The sequence below is a fragment of the Embleya scabrispora genome (assembly GCF_002024165.1).
GTDB classification, from domain to species: Bacteria; Actinomycetota; Actinomycetes; order Streptomycetales; family Streptomycetaceae; genus Embleya; species Embleya scabrispora_A.
On sequence record NZ_MWQN01000002.1, the window covers coordinates 548,377 to 567,308 of the forward strand.

General features: G+C 73.0%; 19 protein-coding genes. 4 read left to right on the plus strand and 15 right to left on the minus strand.

Annotated features, from left to right (window positions below):
• Positions 1–432 precede the first annotated feature (432 nt).
• From B4N89_RS32955 to B4N89_RS32965, 3 genes are read right to left on the minus strand one after another with little or no spacing between them, the layout of a single operon-like run.
• A complete protein-coding gene (locus tag B4N89_RS32955) occupies positions 433–948 on the minus strand; it encodes a hypothetical protein (protein WP_235619052.1) in 516 nt (171 codons plus the stop codon).
• On the minus strand, positions 945–1,478 hold the full coding sequence (locus B4N89_RS32960) for an RNA polymerase sigma factor (protein WP_235619053.1): 534 nt from the start codon (positions 1,476–1,478) through the stop codon (positions 945–947). Before B4N89_RS32960 ends, B4N89_RS32955 begins: the two co-directional genes overlap by 4 nt.
• Positions 1,479–1,486: 8 nt before the next feature.
• A complete protein-coding gene (locus B4N89_RS32965; protein WP_078980126.1) occupies positions 1,487–2,059 on the minus strand; it encodes a DUF3995 domain-containing protein in 573 nt (190 codons plus the stop codon).
• Between the two features lie 240 nt (positions 2,060–2,299).
• Here B4N89_RS32965 and B4N89_RS32970 point away from each other — a divergent pair, with 240 nt between their 5' ends.
• Positions 2,300–2,767 carry a nuclear transport factor 2 family protein gene (locus B4N89_RS32970; RefSeq protein WP_078980127.1) on the plus strand — a complete coding sequence of 156 codons (468 nt, stop codon included), beginning with the start codon at positions 2,300–2,302 and terminating at the stop codon, positions 2,765–2,767.
• Positions 2,768–2,926: 159 nt separating this feature from the next.
• Positions 2,927–3,316, plus strand: a complete 390-nt coding sequence (locus B4N89_RS32975) for a hypothetical protein (RefSeq protein WP_235619054.1) — start codon at positions 2,927–2,929, stop codon at positions 3,314–3,316.
• Positions 3,317–3,400: 84 nt separating this feature from the next.
• Here the strand turns inward: B4N89_RS32975 and B4N89_RS32980 are convergent, their stop codons facing one another.
• From B4N89_RS32980 to B4N89_RS32990, 3 genes are all read right to left on the minus strand, one after another.
• A complete protein-coding gene (locus tag B4N89_RS32980; RefSeq protein ID WP_078980128.1) occupies positions 3,401–3,889 on the minus strand; it encodes a DUF3291 domain-containing protein in 489 nt (162 codons plus the stop codon).
• A gap of 83 nt (positions 3,890–3,972) precedes the next feature.
• Positions 3,973–4,671, minus strand: coding sequence for a helix-turn-helix transcriptional regulator (locus tag B4N89_RS32985; RefSeq protein WP_078980690.1), 699 nt, complete (start codon positions 4,669–4,671; stop codon positions 3,973–3,975).
• A 144-nt stretch (positions 4,672–4,815) separates the two neighbouring features.
• The gene (locus B4N89_RS32990; RefSeq protein ID WP_078980129.1) at positions 4,816–5,709 is read right to left on the minus strand and encodes a LysR family transcriptional regulator; all 894 of its coding nucleotides are present in this window, start codon (positions 5,707–5,709) and stop codon (positions 4,816–4,818) included.
• A gap of 269 nt (positions 5,710–5,978) precedes the next feature.
• Between B4N89_RS32990 and B4N89_RS32995 the strand changes: the two genes are divergently transcribed.
• Both B4N89_RS32995 and snpA read left to right on the plus strand, forming a co-directional pair.
• A complete protein-coding gene (locus B4N89_RS32995) occupies positions 5,979–6,809 on the plus strand; it encodes an SDR family NAD(P)-dependent oxidoreductase (protein WP_143658168.1) in 831 nt (276 codons plus the stop codon).
• A 190-nt stretch (positions 6,810–6,999) separates the two neighbouring features.
• Entirely contained in the window at positions 7,000–7,758 is a 759-nt protein-coding gene (snpA, locus tag B4N89_RS33000) for a snapalysin (RefSeq protein ID WP_078980131.1), read from the plus strand.
• A gap of 295 nt (positions 7,759–8,053) precedes the next feature.
• Here the strand turns inward: snpA and B4N89_RS33005 are convergent, their stop codons facing one another.
• The 9 genes from B4N89_RS33005 to B4N89_RS33045 form a co-directional block, all read right to left on the minus strand.
• Positions 8,054–10,186, minus strand: a complete 2,133-nt coding sequence (locus tag B4N89_RS33005; protein WP_078980132.1) for a phosphocholine-specific phospholipase C — start codon at positions 10,184–10,186, stop codon at positions 8,054–8,056.
• Between the two features lie 841 nt (positions 10,187–11,027).
• Positions 11,028–12,563, minus strand: a complete 1,536-nt coding sequence (locus B4N89_RS50145) for a hypothetical protein (protein ID WP_161500905.1) — start codon at positions 12,561–12,563, stop codon at positions 11,028–11,030.
• Between the two features lie 323 nt (positions 12,564–12,886).
• Positions 12,887–14,470 carry a class I adenylate-forming enzyme family protein gene (locus B4N89_RS33015; protein ID WP_078980134.1) on the minus strand — a complete coding sequence of 528 codons (1,584 nt, stop codon included), beginning with the start codon at positions 14,468–14,470 and terminating at the stop codon, positions 12,887–12,889.
• Between the two features lie 45 nt (positions 14,471–14,515).
• A complete protein-coding gene (locus tag B4N89_RS33020; RefSeq protein ID WP_078980135.1) occupies positions 14,516–14,872 on the minus strand; it encodes a hypothetical protein in 357 nt (118 codons plus the stop codon).
• Positions 14,873–14,932: 60 nt separating this feature from the next.
• A complete protein-coding gene (locus B4N89_RS33025; protein WP_078980136.1) occupies positions 14,933–16,012 on the minus strand; it encodes a D-2-hydroxyacid dehydrogenase in 1,080 nt (359 codons plus the stop codon).
• Entirely contained in the window at positions 16,000–16,893 is an 894-nt protein-coding gene (locus B4N89_RS33030) for a thiamine pyrophosphate-dependent enzyme (RefSeq protein ID WP_078980137.1), read from the minus strand. The genes B4N89_RS33025 and B4N89_RS33030 overlap by 13 nt, the downstream gene beginning before the upstream one ends.
• Positions 16,890–18,038: a thiamine pyrophosphate-binding protein gene (locus B4N89_RS33035; protein ID WP_078980138.1), complete on the minus strand. Its 1,149-nt coding sequence runs from the start codon at positions 18,036–18,038 to the stop codon at positions 16,890–16,892. Before B4N89_RS33035 ends, B4N89_RS33030 begins: the two co-directional genes overlap by 4 nt.
• Positions 18,035–18,340 (minus strand): 4Fe-4S dicluster domain-containing protein, encoded by a 306-nt coding sequence (locus tag B4N89_RS33040; protein ID WP_201261047.1) that lies wholly within the window; start codon positions 18,338–18,340, stop codon positions 18,035–18,037. Before B4N89_RS33040 ends, B4N89_RS33035 begins: the two co-directional genes overlap by 4 nt.
• On the minus strand, positions 18,337–18,906 hold the full coding sequence (locus tag B4N89_RS33045; protein WP_078980139.1) for a 2-oxoacid:acceptor oxidoreductase family protein: 570 nt from the start codon (positions 18,904–18,906) through the stop codon (positions 18,337–18,339). The genes B4N89_RS33040 and B4N89_RS33045 overlap by 4 nt, the downstream gene beginning before the upstream one ends.
• Positions 18,907–18,932: the final 26 nt, after the last annotated feature.

Here is an 18,932-nt window from a genome sequence, read left to right on the forward strand (position 1 = left end):
TCGGTGGCGCGCTCGGGCGTCGCCGGTTCCGTGTGCGTCCCGGTGGGGCCGGGTTGGACTCGGGTGGCGATCAGGGCGTCGGTCAGGGTGTCGGTCAGGGCGCCGGTCCGATGGTTGGGCTCGGGGTCGAAGTGAGTGTCGAGGTGGGAGTCGGGGCGGGAGTCGACGAGGCGGTCGGGGCGAGGGCGGGGCGTTTGCATATTCACGATGTTCTATATCCAGAATCTGCCTCGTGAGACGCCTCTCCCGAGGAAAGACGCCCTCCCGAAGAAAGGGGTGCGGACGGCGGCTCCCCCGAACCGGGGTGGTGCAGTTGCGGTGGCCGGGTGGACCGTGGTCTCTATTCTGGATGTCCTTTGTCCAGAACACAAGCTCTCGGAACCCCGCCCCCGCCGCAACCACCCTGCCCGCAGCCCGATTTCGCCGGGTCCGTCAGCCTTCCTTCACCGCCCGTCCCAGCCGGACCAGCCCCCGGCGCAGTTCGCGCGTCGCGCCCACCGGCACGATGGCGGCGCGGCCGGGGATGCGTACGCCGCCGGTGAGGGCTACCCGGGTCCTCCCGTGCTCGGGGACGGCCGCCATGCCGATGATCACGAACCTGCTCTGCAACCAGCACCACCCCGGGCGCAGGACACCGTCGAAACGGGCCCGCATCCCGTACCGGCTGCGGGCGTGCGCCTCTATACGATCGCCGTCGTGGCGCAGCACCCGAACGTGGCGCATGTCCGGTTGGAACCGGCCGAAGCCGTGTTCCAGGTCCCCCATCACCGCCCATACGTCGGCGAACGGCGCGTCGACGATCCCTTCGACGATGCGTGCGCCGGGGATCCCGGCGATCAGCACCCGAAGTCGACCCACCGCGTCGATCGGCTCGGTGTCGGTATAGGTGTAGGTGTCGGCGTTCGTGTCGGGAGGTTCGATGTCGTCGGGTTCGCGTGGTGTGCTCATGCCGTCCACATCCTTCGGAATCCCGCCCGGGCGCGGTGCAGCCGGGACTTGACGGTGCCTTCGGGGACGCCGAGCAGGTCGGCGGCGGTCTGTTCGTCCAGGCCCTCGATGTCGCGCAGGACCAGTACGGCGCGGTGTTCGGGGGAGAGTCGGGCCAAGACGTCGTCGATGTCGGCGGCGAGTTGCGGGTCGCCGGGGGCGGGCGGGTCGGCCCACTCGGTGGGGACATCCCGGATCGCCCGCCGCGCGATGCGCACCGCCTCGCGCACCGCGATCGCCCGGACCCAGCCGTACAGCGCCTCGGGTTCGTCGAGGGTGCGCAGGGCGCGGAAGACCACGACGAGGGTTTCCTGGACCGCGTCCTGCCGGGCGTCCAGCGCGATCGGGCCGCAGATGGTGGTGACGTAGGGGATCAGGTGGTCGAGCAGATCGCTCATCGCGACGGTGTCGCCGCGGCGGGCGGCGCGGGCCAGGGCGACGCCGCGCGCACGGCGCTCGGCGGCTCGGTCCTCGGTTCCACGCTTCGGCACGGTGGTGATCATCTCCCGGCGGTCCGCGTTCGGAGCAGCCGACTCGGCCGCCGGACGATGCCGTCCAGTGCGACGCGCGCGGCGGTATACCCGAAGACCACGCACACCGGGGTGTAAACGGCCAGGTTGAGTCGGTAGAAGGTGCTGCCCGGATCGGCTCCGACACCCAGGGCCCAGATCACGCCCGCCCCGGCCCGCACGGTGAGCCCGGTGGCCACGGCTACGGTGACGAGTGCGGTGAGCCTGCCGCCGCGGCCTCGGCTGTGCGCGTATATGCCGACGGCGGCGGTGGTGAGCAGTGCCCACAGCGGGAGCAGGACGCGTGGGGTGAACGGGACGTCGGCGTTGAGCAGTCCCTGCGACAGGGCCTCGGTGCTGTCGGCCGGCCAGGTCGCGCCGGTCGCCCAGAACGCGTGGACGAGCGCATCACCGGCCAGCAGCGCGGCGACGGCGGTGCCTTTGCGCCGGCGCGCGGCGGTGGCCGAGGCAGCGGTGGCCGGCGCGGCGGTAGCCACATCCGTGACCGCGGTCGTGTCGGCGGCGGTTCTCGTGCTGCCTGCGGCTTCGGCGGCGTTGTGCATGGCGCGATCCCCTTCCCGGGCCGACGAGTTGTCGGCCGATCGCCAGGAAGAGGACGCCCCCAGGGGAAAGGTTCCATGTGACGGCGGACACATCCCCTGACGTCGCGCCGTCGGCCGGCGAACAACACACCCTTCGCCGCACCCGAGCCCGTCGGCCGACCGAACACCCGCGACCCGGGCCCGAAACGCGACGACCGATTGCCGCCGGCGGCCCCCCGCGCCCACCTCCACGATGGACCCGTGACCACCGAGAACACACCCCCCTCCCCCGCACCCCGGCCCACCGCCGACGCCGACACCCGCGCCGTCCTCGCGCGGTTCTTCGCCGCGGAGGCCGCGTACGTCGCCGCCGGCGGCCGAGGCAAGGCGAGCTTCGCCGACCTCGCCGCGTGCCTCGACCCGGACGTCGTCATGTACCAGTCGCCCGGCCTCCCCTACGGCGGCCCCCGCTACGGCCCGGAGGGCATCGAGGACTTCATGGCCGCGATGGGCGAGGCGTGGCGGGACATGGACTTCCTCGAACAACGCTTCGCCATCGACGGCGAGCGGGCCGCCATCCTCAACCACGGCCTGCTCACCGCGCGAGCCACCGGCCGCGTCCTCGACACGTGGGTGATGCAGATGATCACCATCCGGGACGGCCTGATCACCGAGATTCGGCCGTTCTACTGGGACACCAAGGCGGTCGACGCGGCTCTGACCCCGTGAAATTCCCGCACCCGGCGCGAGCCGGTCCGGTAGCTTGCGACGTATGGAGACGACCGGCGGCGGACGGAAGCGCCCGGGGCGGGATCGGGCCGCCGGCGCGCACGGGTTCCGGTAGGTACGCCAGGTGGAAGAACCTGGCGGTGCACCGACGGAGTTCCCATGTCCCGCACCGCGCATCACCCGATTCCGCGTCGCATCGAACGGGGTCGCGACTCGGCTTTTCCCGGACGACCGTGGCGATCCGTCCGGCGTTTCGATCTGCGCTACAGCGCCCGAATCCTGGCGGAGGCGGACCGCGGGGGGCGGCGTCCGCGTCCGCAGCGGATCGTTCGGCGGGTCGACGTGTACGCCTGGGGGCGGTACAACGCGTCCCATGGCGGGATCGGCGTGGCGGCTTCCCTGGCCGAGCGGCGGGAGCGCGCGCGGCTGCGGGCGGGGGTCGTCCTGATGCGGGCGCTGGTCAATGCCGGCGGGCTCGACGTGGCGGCGGCCGAATCGGTGGATGTACCCGCCGCGCGGCATCGACGGAACGAGCTGTACCAGGCCTGACGTGCTGCCCGGCCCCCGTCGCCTCGGCATTCGCGCGAGGGCGATCGACGACGGGCGCCGTGACGCCGTGGTGTGCGCGAGCCGTCAGGCCACCGCCGCCTGCTCCTCCGCCTCCCCCGTCGGCGCCGGGAAGCGGTTGCGGAAGGTGAAGGCGTACGGGGTGGGGCCGTGTTCGCGCAGGTGGTCCAGGCGCTTTTTGCCCTCGGCGACGGTCGGGATGGTTCCCGCCGGGAGCCACCACACCACCTGGGTGATCTCGGCGAGGTGGTGGAACCAGTCCTGGCGCCGGCGCAGGTATTCCAGGTGACCGCTGCGGTAGACGAACTCCCAGAGCAGTTCCGGGGTTTCCCACACCGACATGGTCACGATGGACTCGGGGTCGTAGGGGCGGATGTCGGTGGAGGAGGGCACGCCCTCGTCCTCGCCCGTCAGGCGCCAGACGAAGCCGGGCGCGCCGTCGGCGAGTTCGTTGACCGGGTCGAGACCGGCGACGAACTCGATCATGGTGGGCGTGTCCAGGGGAGCGAGCATTCGCGCGACGTTGAACTGGGCGATGTGGTGTGTCGTCGGCATGGCATCACCTCACCAGGTCGCGGAGAATATGTCAATGAGAATTGTTTTTAGAAGTCGGCGGCGGTGAGACGTACTTTCCCTCCCTACGCCGTGCGTTCGACCACCACGCAGCAGCGCCCGGGTACCGAGTCCAGGCGGGCGCGATGGCCGGGTGCGTCGACGCCGTCGAGCAGGCCTTCGAGCAGGGCCAGGTTCATGCCGCACACCAGTGGCGGAAAGTCCTCGGCCAGTTGGTGGAACGGGCAGTTGCGCAGCAGGATGCGGGACGCGTCCGGGACCGGCTCGTAGCCGCGTGCCGTCAGGGCCGCCAGCACCCGAGCGTGCTCGTCGGCCTCCTCCGTCGCGGCCGGCCCGCCCCCGAGGGCCCGGCCGGCCACGCGCCCGGCGTCGTACGCGGCCGCGTGTACCGCCCGGTCCGCGCCGGCCCGCTCGATCGCGTCCGCCAGGATCTGGCCGGCCGTGTCGTAGGCGCGCGGGGGCAGCGTCACGCTCGTCTCGACCGGGTTGCGGCGGTACAGCTTCGCCGGCCGGCCCGCGCCGGGGCCGCCCTTGCCGGCGGGCCGGGCGTACTCCGTGGTGAGCAGGTTCGCCTCGACCAGCTTGTCGAGGTGGAAGGCCGCGAGCGTGCGCTGGATGCCGACCGCGTCGGCCGCGGCCGCCCGGCCGACGGGACCCTCGGCCGCGACGACGTGGCGATACAGCGCCCGGCGCACCGGATCGACGAGCACCCCGACCGCGTCGAGCGCGTCGTCACCGGGCGGGGGAGAGGAGAGGTCGGACACAACCGGAGTGTAGGCGAGCCCACCCCAACCCGACCCGTCCCGGTGCGTCGCGTCGTCGCCCGCCCCGCCGCGGCCGAGGGGCACCGTGCGCCCGGTACCACCGCCGGCCCCACGAAGGCCGGCCCCCGCCCCACCGCCGTGGGATCAGGACTCGGCCGCCGCCAACGTGTCCTCGGCCGCTCGCGTGAAGGCCCGGGCGAGGGGGGAGAGGGCGGCGGTGCGGTGGATCAGGGCCCAGGACAACACGGGGGAGTCGTGGATGGGGATGTACGCGATGTCACCGCGGGGGAAGTACTTGACCGCGTGCAGCGGCACCGGCGAGATGGCCAGGCCCGCCGCGATCGTGGTCAGCGTCTCGTGCGCCGTCGAGCTGACCGGGCCGCGCGGGATCGGCTTGCCACTGGGTGTCTGCGCCGGGTTGATCGCCTCGGCCCAGTAGGCCGGCACCGAATCGTCGAAGCCGAACACCGGCCCCACCGCCAGGTCCTCGAGCGAAACCGACTCGCGCCCCGCGAACTCGTGCCGGGCGGACACCGCGAGCACCAGCGGTTCGGTCAGCACGATCGGACCCACCGTCAGGTCGGGCTCCTCCACCGGCAGCCACACCAATTGGAGGTCGACCTCGCCGGCCCGCAACAGCCCGAACGGATTGCCGATGTGCGCCTCGCGGATCCGCACCTCGCAGTCGGGGTGCCGGGTCCGGAACGTCTCCAGGATCTCCGGGATCTCGGCCAACGTGGCATCCATCGTGCCCAGGCGCAGCGTTCCGGTCAGGCCGCGCGCGGAGGCGGCGGCGCGTTCAATGCCGTCCTGAATGCGCTGATAGCCCGCCGCCAGGTCCTCGCGCAGCTGCTCTCCGATCGGGGTCAGCGCCACACGTCTGCTGGTCCGTTCGAACAGCGGTGCGCCGATTCGGCGTTCCTGCTGCTTGATCGCCTGGCTGACCCGCGCCGAGGAGATCAGCAAACGATCCGCGGTGCGGCCGAAGTGCAACTCCTCGGCCAGCGCGAGGAAGATCTCGATGTCCCGCAGCTCCATACGCCCCCGCCGTTCGTTGCCATATCGTCGTGCCGTACCGCCGTACCGCCGTACCTCGTCGCCGAGCCGAGCCGAGTCCGGCCGATCGCCCCCCGCGAGGCCCCGCATCGTTAACCCGAGAGTTAACGCCCATTGCCGGCATCGCCGTTGTTCCGACCCTCGCCTCGGCACGATCGTAGACACACGCCGGTCCGCCCGGTCGACTCCACCCGATTCGGCCGGCGGTGACCCGTGCCACGTACGACGGCTCGACGGAATCGGGGAGTGCCATGTCCAAAACCGCCATCGTCACCGGGGGGACCGGGCGACTGGGCCTGGCCGTGCTGCGCGGGTTGTGCCGCCGACTCGCCGCCGACGACGTCGTCTACCTCACCGCCCGTGACCTCGAACGCGGACGGGCCACCGTCGACCTGCTGCGCCGCGAGGGGTTCGCGCCGCGCCTGGCCGCGCTCGACCTGTGCGATCCGGCCGGCGCCGAGGCGTTGGCCGACACCGTCGCCGCGCGGCACGGCGGCGTGGACATCCTGATCGGCGGCGCCGGCGCCCGGATCGATCTCGCCACGCGCAATCAGGACCAGGTCGGGGCGTACATCGCCACCAACAACCACGGCACCCGCCGGCTGATCGAGGCGTTCGCGCCGCGGCTGCGCGACGGGGCCCGGTTCGTGTGTGTGGTCGGCGACCTCGGCGGTCTGCGGCACCTGCCCCATCGGCTGCGCGCGCGCTTCGACGTGGACCGGGTCGGCCTGGCCGACCTGTCACGGGTGATGGACGACTACGTACGGGCCGTCCAGGACGGGCGGTCGGCGGCCCAGGGGTGGCCGGCATGGATCGGCGTCCCCTCCGCGATCGGCACCGTGGCCGCGGTGAAGGTGCTGGCCCGGGAGCTGGCCGAGGACCCGGCTCGGCGCGACATCGTGGTCAACGTCGCGTACGTCGGTCGCCCGGATCCGGCCGCGCCTGGTGACGCGGCCGCGCGGGAGGAGGCGCTCGAACGGGCTGCCGCCGACGTGGTGTGGCTGGCCACCCTCCCGGCCGGCACCCTTACGCCGCACGCCGAACTGGTCCGGGAACGCACGGCGTTGCCGTTCCGGGCCTGACCACGCGGGCGTACCGGGGGCCGGGTGTCGCGGGTGGCGGGCGCCACCGGATCCGACGGAGCTATCACCCACTGGCATCATCCGCGCTCGTCGTCACCGGGGACAGACTCGCCCTGACCGGAATCCCCCCGGCGAGTCCCCGGCGTCCCACCGGCGACCGCCGATTCCCGGCATGAATGGAGTCCCCCAGATGAATCGACCGCATCGATCGCGTCACCCGAGTTTCCCGAGCCGGCCGAGCGACCCGAGCCGGCCGGAGCGCCCGCGCCACGCCGGCCGCCGCAGGACGGTGTTCTCGGCCGCGCTCGGCCTCGGCCTGGCCGCCGTACTGACCGCGGTGCCGACGTCCGCCTCCGCCTCCCCGTCCGCGTCCCACCACCCCGTACCGAGCCACCACACCGCCTCCGCCTACGCCGGCTCGCCCGCCGATCAGGCCGGCAACAAGGCGTTCTTCGACGCGGTGATGAGGTCCGTCAGGGCCAAGCAGGCCGCCAACCCGGGTCTGCTGAGCGTCACCATCACCTACGACGCGAGCCAGGCGCCGTCCTTCGCGTCCGAGATAGCGCAGAGCGCGCAGATCTGGAACGACGCGGTGAGCAATGTGCAGTTGAGTGAGGGCGGGGGCGGCGGCGCCGACTTCGCCTACTACGAGGGCAGCGACCCGCAGGGCTCCTACGCCGACACCGACGGCCACGGGCACGGGTACATCTTCCTCGACTACGAGCAGAACCAGGAGTACTACTCGGTCCGCGTCGCCGCGCACGAGACCGGCCACGTGCTCGGCCTGCCGGACGACTACTCCGGTCCGTGCAGCGAACTGATGTCGGGCGGCGGGCCCGGCCCGTCCTGTACGAACACACAACCGGACGCGCAGGAGCGCAGCGACGTCGAATACCTGTGGGAGAACGGCCTGGCCGCGAACTCCTCGGTGTTCAAGAGGGTCCACTGACCGTTCGCGGGATCGTTCCGACCGATAGCCGAGGCTGAACCGCCCCGTCACCCCGGCTCCGACCCCGAGCTTCGCTCCCGACCTCGGCCTCGACGACCCACCGGTGGGTCGTGGCGACCGAGGTCGGCTCGCGTTCGGCCCCGCGCCCGCACCCCCTCGCACGTCCCGGCGCGGGGAAGTGCGCCGGGACGTACGGGGTCGTGCGGGCGCGGGCCCCGCCGTGGCGAGGCGGGCCGCCCGGAGACGCCGCGCCGGCCTCCGGGCGACCCACGTCGCGCGTCGAGTCGGTCGCGGGTCAGCCGCTGACGCTCTCCCGGCCGTTCTCGATGTGACCGGCCAGACGTCGGACGAAGCCGTCGGCGCCCTCGAGGGTCACCGTGACGTCGTACCATCCGTCGGCCGAGCCCGTCGACCAGTGCACCGTGCGGTCGCGGCCGGGCTTCAAGGTGATCGTACGCTCGCGGTCGGAGCAGCCCTGCCCGTAGGCGTTGGGGGTGAGCTTGAAGGTCACCGACTGCTTGCCGTGGTTGACCAGTTCGAGGTCGAGCATGCGCCCGGTGGACCGCACCCGCGAGGTGACCTCGGCACCCGCCCCGGGCGCGGTCGGCGCGGTCGCCCCGGCGAACTCGCGGCGGAAGCCGTTCGGGCCGATCAGCGTCAGGTCGTAGCGCTCGCCCTTGAGCGCGATCGTGTCCGAGCGCCGGCCGCGCACGTCGTAGTGCTTCGGCTTGGCCAGGTCCCCGGAGTACGGGAACAGTTGCAGGTGCACGCTGGACTGCCCGCCGTTGGCGAGGTCGAGCGTCAGCGTGCGCTTGGAGGCGTCCAGCCGCGCGGAGGCGTCGGGCTGGTACGGCAGCGGCCTGGCCGGGCGGCGACCGCGCTCCGGCTCGGGCAGCTTCTGGTTCGCCGGCGGCGCGGGCCGCCAGCGCGAGGTGAACGCGGGGGCCGGCGCCGGGCGCGGCGGCACCTGCGAGCGGCGGGCCCGGTCGAAGTCGAACACGCCGGTCAGGTCGCCGGATACGGTCCGCCGCCAGGCGCTGATGTCGGGCGCGCGTACGCCGGTCCAGGTCTCCAGGAACCGGGTCACCGAGGTGTGGTCGAAGATCTCCGACGAGACGTAACCGCCGACGGTCCACGGCGACACGATCATCATCGGCACACGCGCGCCGAAGCCGATCGGCAGCCCGTTGTAGTACTCGTCGGTGACCTCCGCCGGCGGGCAGGGCGCCGGCACGTGGTCGAAGAAGCCGTCGTTCTCGTCGAACGTGAGCAGCACGACGGTCGAGTCCCAGATCTCCCGGTTGGACGCGATCGCGTCGAGCACCTGGTAGGTGATCGTGGCGCTGGCGGCGGGCGAGGAGGCGCTCGGGTGCTCGGAGTCGGCCGCGGAGGGCACCAGGTAGGACACCTCGGGCAGGGTCCCCGCCGCGATGTCGGCGCGCAGCGCGCCGGCGAGCGAGTGCGGCCGGCCGCGGCGCAGGCCGCGCTCGTAGAGCACCCGCTCGGCGGGCGACAGCGTGGCGACGCCCTGTTCCAGCTTGGCCAGCATGGCGTCCTGCTCGGCGGCGGGTACGCCGGCCAGCTTGCCGTAGAACGAGTCCAGGCTCTTGAAGCCGCCGGCCGCGGCGAGCGCCTTGCGGGCGACCTGCTTGAACGAGACGTAGAACTCCAGGTTGTTGTCCTGGTAGTTGTCCCACTCCTGGTAGACCTTCCAGGACCGCCCCGCACGCTGCAACTGCTCGGCGTAGGTGGTCCAGGAGTAACCCGCGTGGGTGTCCTCGGAGTACGCGGCGTTGTCGATCGCCCGCCGGGTGGTGCTACCCGGCTCGTAGCCGGTGTAGCCGCTGACCAGGTAGTTGCGGTTGGGCGAGGTCGACGACGGCAGCGCGCAGTGGTACGCGTCGCAGATCGTGAAGGTGTCCGCCAACTCGTAGTGGAACGGCAGGTCGGTGCGGTCGTAGAAGGCCATCGTGGCGGGCGACTTGGCGCCGATCCAACCGTCGTTCCAGCCGTCGTTCCAGGCCTTGTGGCCGCCGTCCCAGCTGTGGTCGAGCGCGCCGATGTACTGGAGGTCCTTCGACGCGTCCTGGGCGGCCTTGCGCACCGGGAAGGGCAGGACGTGGCCGGCCGTGCCGCCGGGCTGCTCGAACACGCTGCCGCCGTCGCGCAGGCGGATCGCGTTGCGGTCGCCGAAGCCCCGGACGCCGCGCAGCGTGCCGTAGTAGTGGTCGAAGGAGCGATTCTCCTGGACCAGCACGACCACGTGCTTGATCGCCTTCAACCCGCCGCGCCGGGGCGGGGAGGCGAGGGCCTGCTGGACGGACGGCGGCAGGAGGGAGCCGGCGACGGCAAGACCCGCGCCGCCCGCGCCGAGCTGGAACAGGCGGCGGCGGGATACGCCGGAGGGAGGCTGGGGGGAGGCCGACACGAAATGCCCTTTCGAGGACGCGGAAAGCCGGACGCTCGCGGTCGTCGACGGGGGTCGGCGGTGCGGGCCCGGCGGGAGGGGCGGACGTACGCAGTTCATCGCTCCGCGCCCTACCGGGGAGCGGATCGCGGGTGACGGGCAGGCGAACATCCGCCGGCTTGATGGCCTGTGACCTGCCCCATGGGCGGCCGATTGTCACCCCCGGAGGGCCGGCCCCGCCGCTATTGCGCGGCACACACGGCGTACACCTGCCCGTTCGGGCACGGCGGGGGAAGGCGGGGCGGGGAGAGGCGACGCGACGGGGACGAAGGCGGCGGGTCGGCGTGACGCGGGGAGAGACACGGCGGGGACGAAGGTGGCAGGGACAAACGCGGCGGGGAGAGGCGCGGCGGGGAGAGGCGCGGCGGGGAGAGGTGCGGCGGTGTGCGAGCGCTCGGGGATGTCCGAAAGCTTGGGCCGATGGCTCGGCAGCGCTCGTGTCATGGCCGCCGACACGCCGCCCGGGGACACGCCGGACCGGTACGCGATGCCGAGGGCGCCGGTGCGGGCCGTGCCGGGCGCGGTGGCGGACATGGCCGCCGCTCCTTGTAGCCGATTGCCACCAGCAGGTCGAACTTCCGGCGTTTGCGGACGGGGTCCATCGGCTCGGCCGTCCCGACCCGGGGGAATCCAGCCGAGTCGGGTCGGGCTCTTCCCGGCCTACCCGGACCCGGAAGCGGCCCCGGAACGGCGCGTGAACCCGGACGCGGCCCCGGCACGGGGCGCGAACCCCGGCGCGGGCTCGGGCGCGAACCCGGACGCGGAACGGGCAGGTTCGCGTGCGAGACGCGAAATCGTCGTCTCAGGTCGTCGGCTCGGCCGGGGGCGTGGGCTGTTCCTGCGGCACGGACTCCGCCTCCGCCGTTTCCGCCGCTGCGGCCGCCGCTGCCGCCTTGGCCGCCGCCTGGAGCGTCTGTACCGGGGTGTTCGTGCGCAGGGCCTCGACGAAGATCAGCTGATCCGGCCCGAGTCGGGCGTGCAGCATGCCCTCCTCGACATGGGCCTCGGTCAGCCAGCCCTCGGCCACCAGCACCTCGGCCGCCGCCACCACCTCCTCGGGGGTGCTCGCGGTGAGGCCGGCGAGGAAGTCGAGCTCGGCCCGGGCCGCTCCGTGCGCATCGCAGTGCGAGGTGATGCCGAGTGCGGCCAGCCGTACCCGCGCCGGTTGTTTGCGAAGCTTCTTGTGTGCGATCACCCGGGCCACCCAGCCCGACGACCGGGTCCGGGGCAGCTTGCCCAGGGTGAAGCCCTCCGCGCCGGGCACGCCGCAGCCGATCGGGTCCTCCTCGGTGGCCAACAGGTCCTCGACGTCGACGCTGAGCCAGCCGGACGCGGTCAACTCGCCGACCGCCGACTCCGCCTCCTTGCCGCACACGCCGCGCAGGTCGGGGCCGGTCAGGTTGGCGACGCCGGTGCCCACCCCGCGCAACAGGCAGACCAGCGCGAGCAGTCGGGCCACGGGCGCGGTGCCGGGAGCGGTGCGGCCGATGTAGTTCAGCGCGCCGCGCACCGGCTCGCCCAGTCCGCTCACCGCCCAGTGCCCACCGGGCTCCGCGCCGGGGCGGGCGCTCTCCCACGGGATGCCCCGCTGCTGGGCCAACTGCTGCAACGTCGTCTCGTGCGCCCGGCGGGCCCGCTCCGCCTCGGCCCGGACCAGCCCCGTGCCCAGCGGATACGGCACCTCGGCCCACACCGCGAGCGCGGCGGCCTTGCGCTTGGTCAACTCGGCGACCACCGTCAGGTCGGCCACCCCGGAGGCCTGATGCGCCCGGAAACCCTCGACGATCGAGGACAGTTCGGCCAGCAGCGCGTCCGGCAGCCCCGGCGGCACGGTCAGCACGCCGAAGCGGCGCAGCCCGGTCTGCTCGCCGTCCCTGGCGCCCTTCGGCTCACGCGGCCGGCGCGCCTCCTTCGACAGCCGGGGCTCCGGCACGGGCCGCGCACCGCGGGCCTGTTCCGGCACGGCCCCGGGCGCGACCGGCTCGCGCAGCTCCGGCATGGTCGGCGACATCGGGCGCGGCAGCACCGGTTTGCCGGCGCCCTCCGTCGTGCTCCGGCCGGCCACGGACACCTCGATCGGCGCGTCGAGCCCGACCGAGGCCAACGGTGGGGACAGGGCGAGCAGACCGCTGTCGACCAGATCGCCGGCGATGCTCATCGCACTGCGCGAGCCGATCGTGCGCCCGTTGGGCCCGGCCAGTCCGGCCACCTCCCGGATGGTGACGCTCTGGCCGGCCGCGGCCGCCGCGGCGAACAGGGCGAACACCCGCAACTCCACCGGGGCCATACGATTCACATCCATCGAGCCGACCCTGGCGGCACGCGTCTTCAGAGGCATGCCCCCTTGTCTACCGCACCGAGCCCGGGCCCGAAGCCCCATTCGAGCCCAACACCCGAAAGGACTAACCGAACACCCCGCAAACAACCCGAGAACTCCGGGGCCGACCCCGACCCGATTGCCGCACCGAGCAGCCGGAACACCCGATTTCCGCGCCACAGCCACCTGTTGCCACTGCCGACGTCACCGCCGGCGGGGGCGGTCGGGTGGGTCGGGGGTCACGAGAGGTCCGGAACAGACCGGTTGTGGCACGGTAGTTGCTCGACCCATCCGTGTGCACGAGGGTAGGGGTCGACCGGGGCCGATGTGGGCGGTTCGGTGGTTCAGGCGCGGGAGGGCGGCGGGGGCGGCGGTTCGCCTTCGGTCAGGCCGTCGGTGATGCGTTCGGTGATGCGTGCGGTATCGCGTGCGGTGATGTGTTCCACCAGCCGGCGGCGCTGGACCTGGCCGGTGGCCGTTGTGCGGGGCAGTTCGGGGACGTGTACCACCCGGCGGGGGTGTTTGTGGCCGGCCAGGCGGCCGGTGCAGAAGGCGCGCAGCGCGGTCGGGTCGGGCGGGTTCGTCGGGTCGACGGGGACCACGACCGCGCAGATCAGCTCGCCCCAGATCCGATCCGGCAGGCCGACCACGGCGACCTCGTGGACCCCTTCGGCCCGCGTGAGGACCGCCTCGACCTCGCCGGGGTCGACCGCCTCGCCGCCGGTGCGGATCAGCTCGCCGACCCGGCCGGTGATGGTCAGGTAGCCGTCGGCGTCCATCGTCGCCAGGTCACCGGTGTGGTATCGGCCCTCGCGCAGCACCGCGCGGGTGGCCGCCGGGTCGTCGAAGTAGCCGTCGAACAGCAGCGGTCCGCTCACGTGCACCTCGCCGTCGGCGGTGAGCCCGACCTCCTGGAACGGGCTCGGCACGCCGCAACTCCCCGGCCTGCGGACGAGGTCGGCGCCGTCGAGCGCGGTCACGTTGCCCGCCTCGGTCGAGCCGTAGAAGACCCGCAACACGGCATGGGGAGCGGCCGCGGCGATCGCCGCGAGCAGTTCCGGCGGAGTGCGGGAGGTGCCCGTGTCGGCGAACCGCACCGTGTCCAGCACACCGGCGCCGGGCCCCGTCTCCGCCGCGAGCGTGTCCAGGACGCGCCGCCAGACGGCCGGTACGCAGTTCAGCCGGGCCGCCCGGTGTCGGCGCACCGCCGCGACGATCTCCGCGCCGTCGGCCCGGGCGACCAGCACGAGCGTGTCCCGGGCCTGCCACTGCTGCAACGCGATGGTCCAGGCGCCCATGTGGAACAGCGGATACGGGCACACCATCGCGCCGCGCGCTTCGAGCTGCGCGCCGGGATGGGTGCGGAGCACGTTGGTGCGGTGGGAGAGGATCACGCCTTTGGGGCGGCCGGTGCTGCCGGAGGTGAAGAACAGGACGTGGGGGTCGGTCTCGTCGGGGCCGGGCGTGGTGTCCTCGGGTGCCGACGCAGGCGCAGGCGCGGGTGCGGGTGCCGGTGCCGCGCCGGCCGCGGCCGGCAGGGTGTCGAGGCCGAGCACCGGCACGCCGCCCGCCGCGCCGACGGCCGCCCCCGGCACCGTGTGGTCGGCGATCAGCAGTGCGGGACGGGCCGTGGCGATCGTCGCCCGCGCCTCGTCGGCGGTCAGGTCCGGGTTCAGCGGGACGTACACCGCACCGATCCGGGCCAGCGCGGCGAATACCGGTATGACGTCCAGTGTGGTCCGGTTCCAGCACACGACCCGGTCGCCGCGCGCGACCCCGGCCGCCCGCAACGCGCGGGCCGTACGCGCCGCCGCCGCGTGCAGCGCGCCGAACGTCAGCACCTCGTCGCCGAGCACCGCCGCCGCCCGATCGGGCACCGCCCGCCCCGCGCCGGCGAACACCGCGCCGATGACCAGCCCGCCCGTCATCGCCCCACCCTCCCGGACCGCCGCGCCGACCCCATCGCGGACGACCTACCGGTCCTTCAGCTCGACGATGATCTCGTGATACCGCCGCTCACCGACGTTGACCGCGGTCTCCACCCCGCCGCGCCGCATCGGCACGACCGCGCCGGGGACCACGTCGGCGGCGAAGTACTCGCGGTACTCGCCCGCGCTGTCCGGTTCGGGCTCGACCGCGATGCGATCGCCCGCGATCTGGACCAGGTAGTAGTCGAGTTCGTGCCGATGCACGTCGCTGCGGGCGCCGGGGGCCAGTTCCAGCTCCCAGATGCGGACCCGGTCGTCCTCGAACAGTACGCGCGTGCCGATGCCGCCGAGTGTGCGTTCGGCGCTCGACTCGCCCGTGTCGGGCACGGTTTCCTCGCTCATCTGATCCGTCCTCGGGTCGATGGGGTTTCCCGCGGAGGTGCGGGTTCCGGTTTCGCGTGTTCAGCAGCCCGCGGCCGGGTCGATCGTGTTGCGCAGCTCCTCGCCCGCCAGGTAGCGGCCGAGGTTGTCCCGGAACAGGCGGAACACCTCGGTGAAGTGTTCGAGGGCCGCGCTGGAGCAGTGCGCGGACAGGTACAGGTTCGGTGCCGTCCACAGCGGATCGTCGGCCGGCAGCGGCTCGGTGGCGACCACGTCCAGCGCCGCGCCGCCGAGCCGGCCGCCGCGCAACGCCGCGATCAGGTCCGGCTCGACTACGAACGAACCCCGCCCGACGTTGCAGTAGAAGGCGCCCTCCCGCATCGCGGCGAACGCGCCGGCGTTCATCGTGCCGACCGTGTCCGCCGTCTCCGGCGCGGCCGACACCACCGCGTCGCAACCCGCCAGCATCTCGTGCAGGTCGTCCGGGTGGTAGAGCCGATCCACATGCTCGGCCGGCAGCTCCACCCGACGCCGCGTCGCGTGCACCCGCATCCCGAACGCCTGTGCCCGGCGGGCGATCTGGGTACCGATCCCGCCCACGCCGATCAGGCCGAGGGTACGGCCCTGGACGAGCCCGCCGAACGCCGGCTGCCAGCGCCGGGCCCGCTGCGCCGCGTCCAGGTCGCGGTGGCGTTTGACGAAGGCGAGCAGCCGGGCCAGTACGAACTCCGCGATCGGCGCACCGTTGACGCCGGCCGCGCTGGTGAGCCGGATGCGCTCGGTGGGCAGGCCCGCCGAGAGCAGTTGGCCGTTGCCCGCCGCGCAGCTCTGCACCCAGCGCAGGTTCGGCGCGAGCGCCGCCACGTCGAACGGCAGGTCGGTGACCAGGGCGATCTCGACGCGGGCCAGGACGGCGCGTTGTTCGGCCGTCAACTCGGGGGCGAGCGACCGCAGTTCGGGCCGCCCGGTGGCGCCCGGTCGACCGCGGGCGGTGCGCAGTTCCTCGGGTTCGAGATAGCGGCAGTCCACGATCTCGATGCGCGGATCGAGCGCGCGCACCGCGTCCAGATCGGCGGCGAGCGCCTGCGCGGGGCGGATGTCCCAGGCCGGGGGGTACATGATGCCGACCACGATGGGTGCCGCGGGGTTCAGGCCGGCCATGCGGTGGTTCCTTCCGGGGCGGCGTGCGGGCCGGGTGCGCGGGCCGTGTCCTTCAGGACGCCGAGGGTGTGCGTCGCGGCATGCGTGTTCGCGAGGTAGGCGGGCGCGGCGGCGGTGTCCACGAACCAGCCGGTCGGGCACATGGTGAGGATCTCCACGAACGAGAATCCGTCGCCGCGCAGTTGGGTGCGGAAGGCGTTGCGGATCATCCGGGTGGTCCGGGTGATGTTCACGATGTTGTCGACCGCGCCGCGCGCCACGTACGCGGCGCCGTCCAACTCGGCGATCAGGTTCGCCAGCCGGATCGGATGGCCGTGCCGGGCCGCGTCGCGTCCGTCCAGGGTGTTCTTGGTGCGCTGGCCGAGCACGGTGGCGGCGGTCATGTGTCCGCCGGTCTCGCCGAACACCCCGTTGTTGAGCATCAGGCAGGTGACGTTCTCGCCGCGCGCCGCCGTGTGCAGCACCTCCTGCAGGCCCTCGTTGACCATGTCGCCGTCGCCCTGCACGGTGAACACGAGGGTGTCCGGGCGGCAGCGCTTGACGCCGGTGGCCAGGGACGGGGCCCGCCCGTGCAGGGCTTGGAGCACCTCGATGTCCAGGTTGTTGGAGTAGGCGGTGTAGCAGCCGATGCCGAACACCGCGATCGCCTTGTTCACCTGGCCGAGTTCGGTGACCTGTTCGACCATCGAGCGCATCGCGATCGGCTCGCCGCAGCCGGGGCACAGGTGGTGCGCGCCGACGTCGATCAGATCGGGGGTGAAGTCGTGGACGAGGCGGGCGCCGCAGGTGGGGGGTTGGTGGGTGGTGGTCAGTATGGGCAACTCGCGGCGGCCCGCGGGGGTGGGGGCATCGCGGTCGCGGCCGGCTTCCGAGGCGCTCATCGGGACGGCGTTTCGTGCGCGGGTTCGAAAAGTGCTTCGACGCGGTGTCGCATCGCGCCCACGTCGAGGTCGGGAGCGATGCCGAACCCCGAGGGGTCCAGGCTCAGTCGGCCGATGAACCGCACCGGCGCCGCGCCGAGCACGGCCAGGCGCACGTCGTCCACCATCTGACCTCCGCTGTTCTCGTACACCGCGACCACCCGCGCGTCGGCCGCCGCCGCGCGCACGATGTCGCTCGGGAAGGGCACGAGCGTGATCGGGCGTACATAGCCCACCCGCCGACCGAGCGCGCGCAGGTCGGACACGGCCTGGCGGACGTACAACGCGGGCGTCCCGTACGCGATCACCACCACTTCGGCGTCGGCCAGGAAGCCGGTCTCCGCACGGGGTTCGGTCTCGGCGACCATACGTTCCAGGGCCGCGCCGCGCCGGACGTAGAACTCGGCCAGGTCGTAGCCGGCGTCCGCGCGATCGCCCGCGTGGCGTTGCTTGCGGTCGGACAGCGGTGAGATCAGCTTGGCCGCACCCGTTCCGCCGCTCGACCCGTCCAGGGCCCAGTCGCGCGGCGGCAGCGGGCCGAAGTCGGTGGGGCGTACGTCCACCGAGACGTGGGTGTGTGCGAGGTAGTAGTCGCCCATCACCAGGACCGGGCTGCGCCGATACTCGGCGAGGTGGAAGGCGTACCCGGTCAGTTCGACCGCCTCGCGCACATCGCACGGCGCGAGGACCAGGTGCCGGTAGTCGCCGTGTCCGCCGCCGCGCGTGGCCTGGTGGTAGTCGCCCTGCGCGCGGGCCATGTTCAGCACCACCAGCGGGAGCCGGGCGTGCACGATCTCGGCCAGCGACTCCTGCATCAGGGACAACCCCTGACCGGTCGATCCGGTGGCGGCGGGGGTGCCGGTGGCGGCGGCGCCCCACGCCATCCCGATGGCCTCCGACTCGCTCTCCGCGTTGACGCAGACCCCGCCCACCTCGGGCAGTCGGGCCGCCATGTGTTCGAGCACCTCGGTGAACGGTGTCATCGGGTAGCCCGCGAAGAACCGGCAACCGGCGGCGATCATCGCCTCGCCGATGGCGGCGGAGCCGGCGAGGACGGTGGGGCGGGCGGCGGGTCGGGTGGTGGCCCCGGAAGTGGATGCGCTCATCGGCCGGTTCCTCCGGTCTCGTCGCGGGGTTCGTCGTAGCGGTAGACCTGGAACACGAAGTCCGGACAGATCGCCGAGCACGCCTTGCAGGCGATGCAGCCGGGGAGCAGGCGGGGGTAGCGGTAGCCGCGGTCGTTGACCTCGGAGACGGTCATCCGCAGGACGTCCGCGGGGCATGCGTCGATGCAGAGGTCGCAGCCCTTGCAGGCGTCGATGTCGATGACCAGGGTGCCGCTGCTGAGCGGGGGCGGTGTGGGGGCGGGCGAGAGGGCGGGCGTGAGTGCGGGTTCGCGGCCGGTCACGAGTACACCGGCCAGGCTCGCAGCGCCGGTCCGGCGTGTGCGTATCCCATCCGCAGTGCGGCGCGGATGCCCTCTGCGTGGTGTTGCCGGTACGGCGGCAGTACGTTGGGGGCCGTTGCCAGGAGGGTGTCCAGGCCGACCACGGCGGTGGCGGCGACGTATGCGCCGAGCGCGATCATGGTCACCGCAGCCGGGTTGCCGGTGCTCGCGGCCGACTCCGAGGCGGGGACGGGCACCAGCCGGCCGGCGTGGGGCGTCGCGCCCGGATCGCACAGGCTGGTGTTGAGCACGAGCAGGCCGTCCTCGCGCAGCCGTGCGTACACGCCGGCCGCGTGCGCGGGGTGCAGCACCAGGGCCGACCAGGTCGAGCCGATCGTCGGCGGGCTCTGCACGGGGGCGTCGCCCAGGACGAGCGTGGTGTCGGAGTTGCCGCCGCGCATCATGCCGCCGTACGCCCCGAAGTACATCGCGTGCCGGCCCTCGACCACCGCCGCCGCGGCGAGCAGCGCGGTGGCGAGTTGGATGCCCTGGCCGCCGATTCCGGTCAGTAGAACCTCGCGTTGCATGCGGTGCCCCTTCGAGTCGGGGTGGC

Excerpts from the sequence above, each read along its gene's own strand:
- B4N89_RS32995 (WP_143658168.1), top strand. The coding sequence starts at position 5,979 with ATGTCCAAAACCGCCATCGTCACCGGGGGGACCGGGCGACTGGGCCTG.
- B4N89_RS32980 (WP_078980128.1), bottom strand. The coding sequence starts at position 3,889 with ATGCCGACGACACACCACATCGCCCAGTTCAACGTCGCGCGAATGCTC.
- B4N89_RS33025 (WP_078980136.1), bottom strand. The coding sequence starts at position 16,012 with ATGGCCGGCCTGAACCCCGCGGCACCCATCGTGGTCGGCATCATGTAC.
- B4N89_RS32955 (WP_235619052.1), bottom strand. The coding sequence starts at position 948 with ATGAGCACACCACGCGAACCCGACGACATCGAACCTCCCGACACGAAC.
- B4N89_RS33020 (WP_078980135.1), bottom strand. The coding sequence starts at position 14,872 with ATGAGCGAGGAAACCGTGCCCGACACGGGCGAGTCGAGCGCCGAACGC.
- B4N89_RS32990 (WP_078980129.1), bottom strand. The coding sequence starts at position 5,709 with ATGGAGCTGCGGGACATCGAGATCTTCCTCGCGCTGGCCGAGGAGTTG.
- B4N89_RS32965 (WP_078980126.1), bottom strand. The coding sequence starts at position 2,059 with ATGCACAACGCCGCCGAAGCCGCAGGCAGCACGAGAACCGCCGCCGAC.
- B4N89_RS50145 (WP_161500905.1), bottom strand. The coding sequence starts at position 12,563 with ATGCCTCTGAAGACGCGTGCCGCCAGGGTCGGCTCGATGGATGTGAAT.
- snpA (WP_078980131.1), top strand. The coding sequence starts at position 7,000 with ATGAATCGACCGCATCGATCGCGTCACCCGAGTTTCCCGAGCCGGCCG.
- B4N89_RS33030 (WP_078980137.1), bottom strand. The coding sequence starts at position 16,893 with ATGAGCGCCTCGGAAGCCGGCCGCGACCGCGATGCCCCCACCCCCGCG.
- B4N89_RS32975 (WP_235619054.1), top strand. The coding sequence starts at position 2,927 with ATGTCCCGCACCGCGCATCACCCGATTCCGCGTCGCATCGAACGGGGT.
- B4N89_RS33035 (WP_078980138.1), bottom strand. The coding sequence starts at position 18,038 with ATGAGCGCATCCACTTCCGGGGCCACCACCCGACCCGCCGCCCGCCCC.
- B4N89_RS33045 (WP_078980139.1), bottom strand. The coding sequence starts at position 18,906 with ATGCAACGCGAGGTTCTACTGACCGGAATCGGCGGCCAGGGCATCCAA.
- B4N89_RS33015 (WP_078980134.1), bottom strand. The coding sequence starts at position 14,470 with ATGACGGGCGGGCTGGTCATCGGCGCGGTGTTCGCCGGCGCGGGGCGG.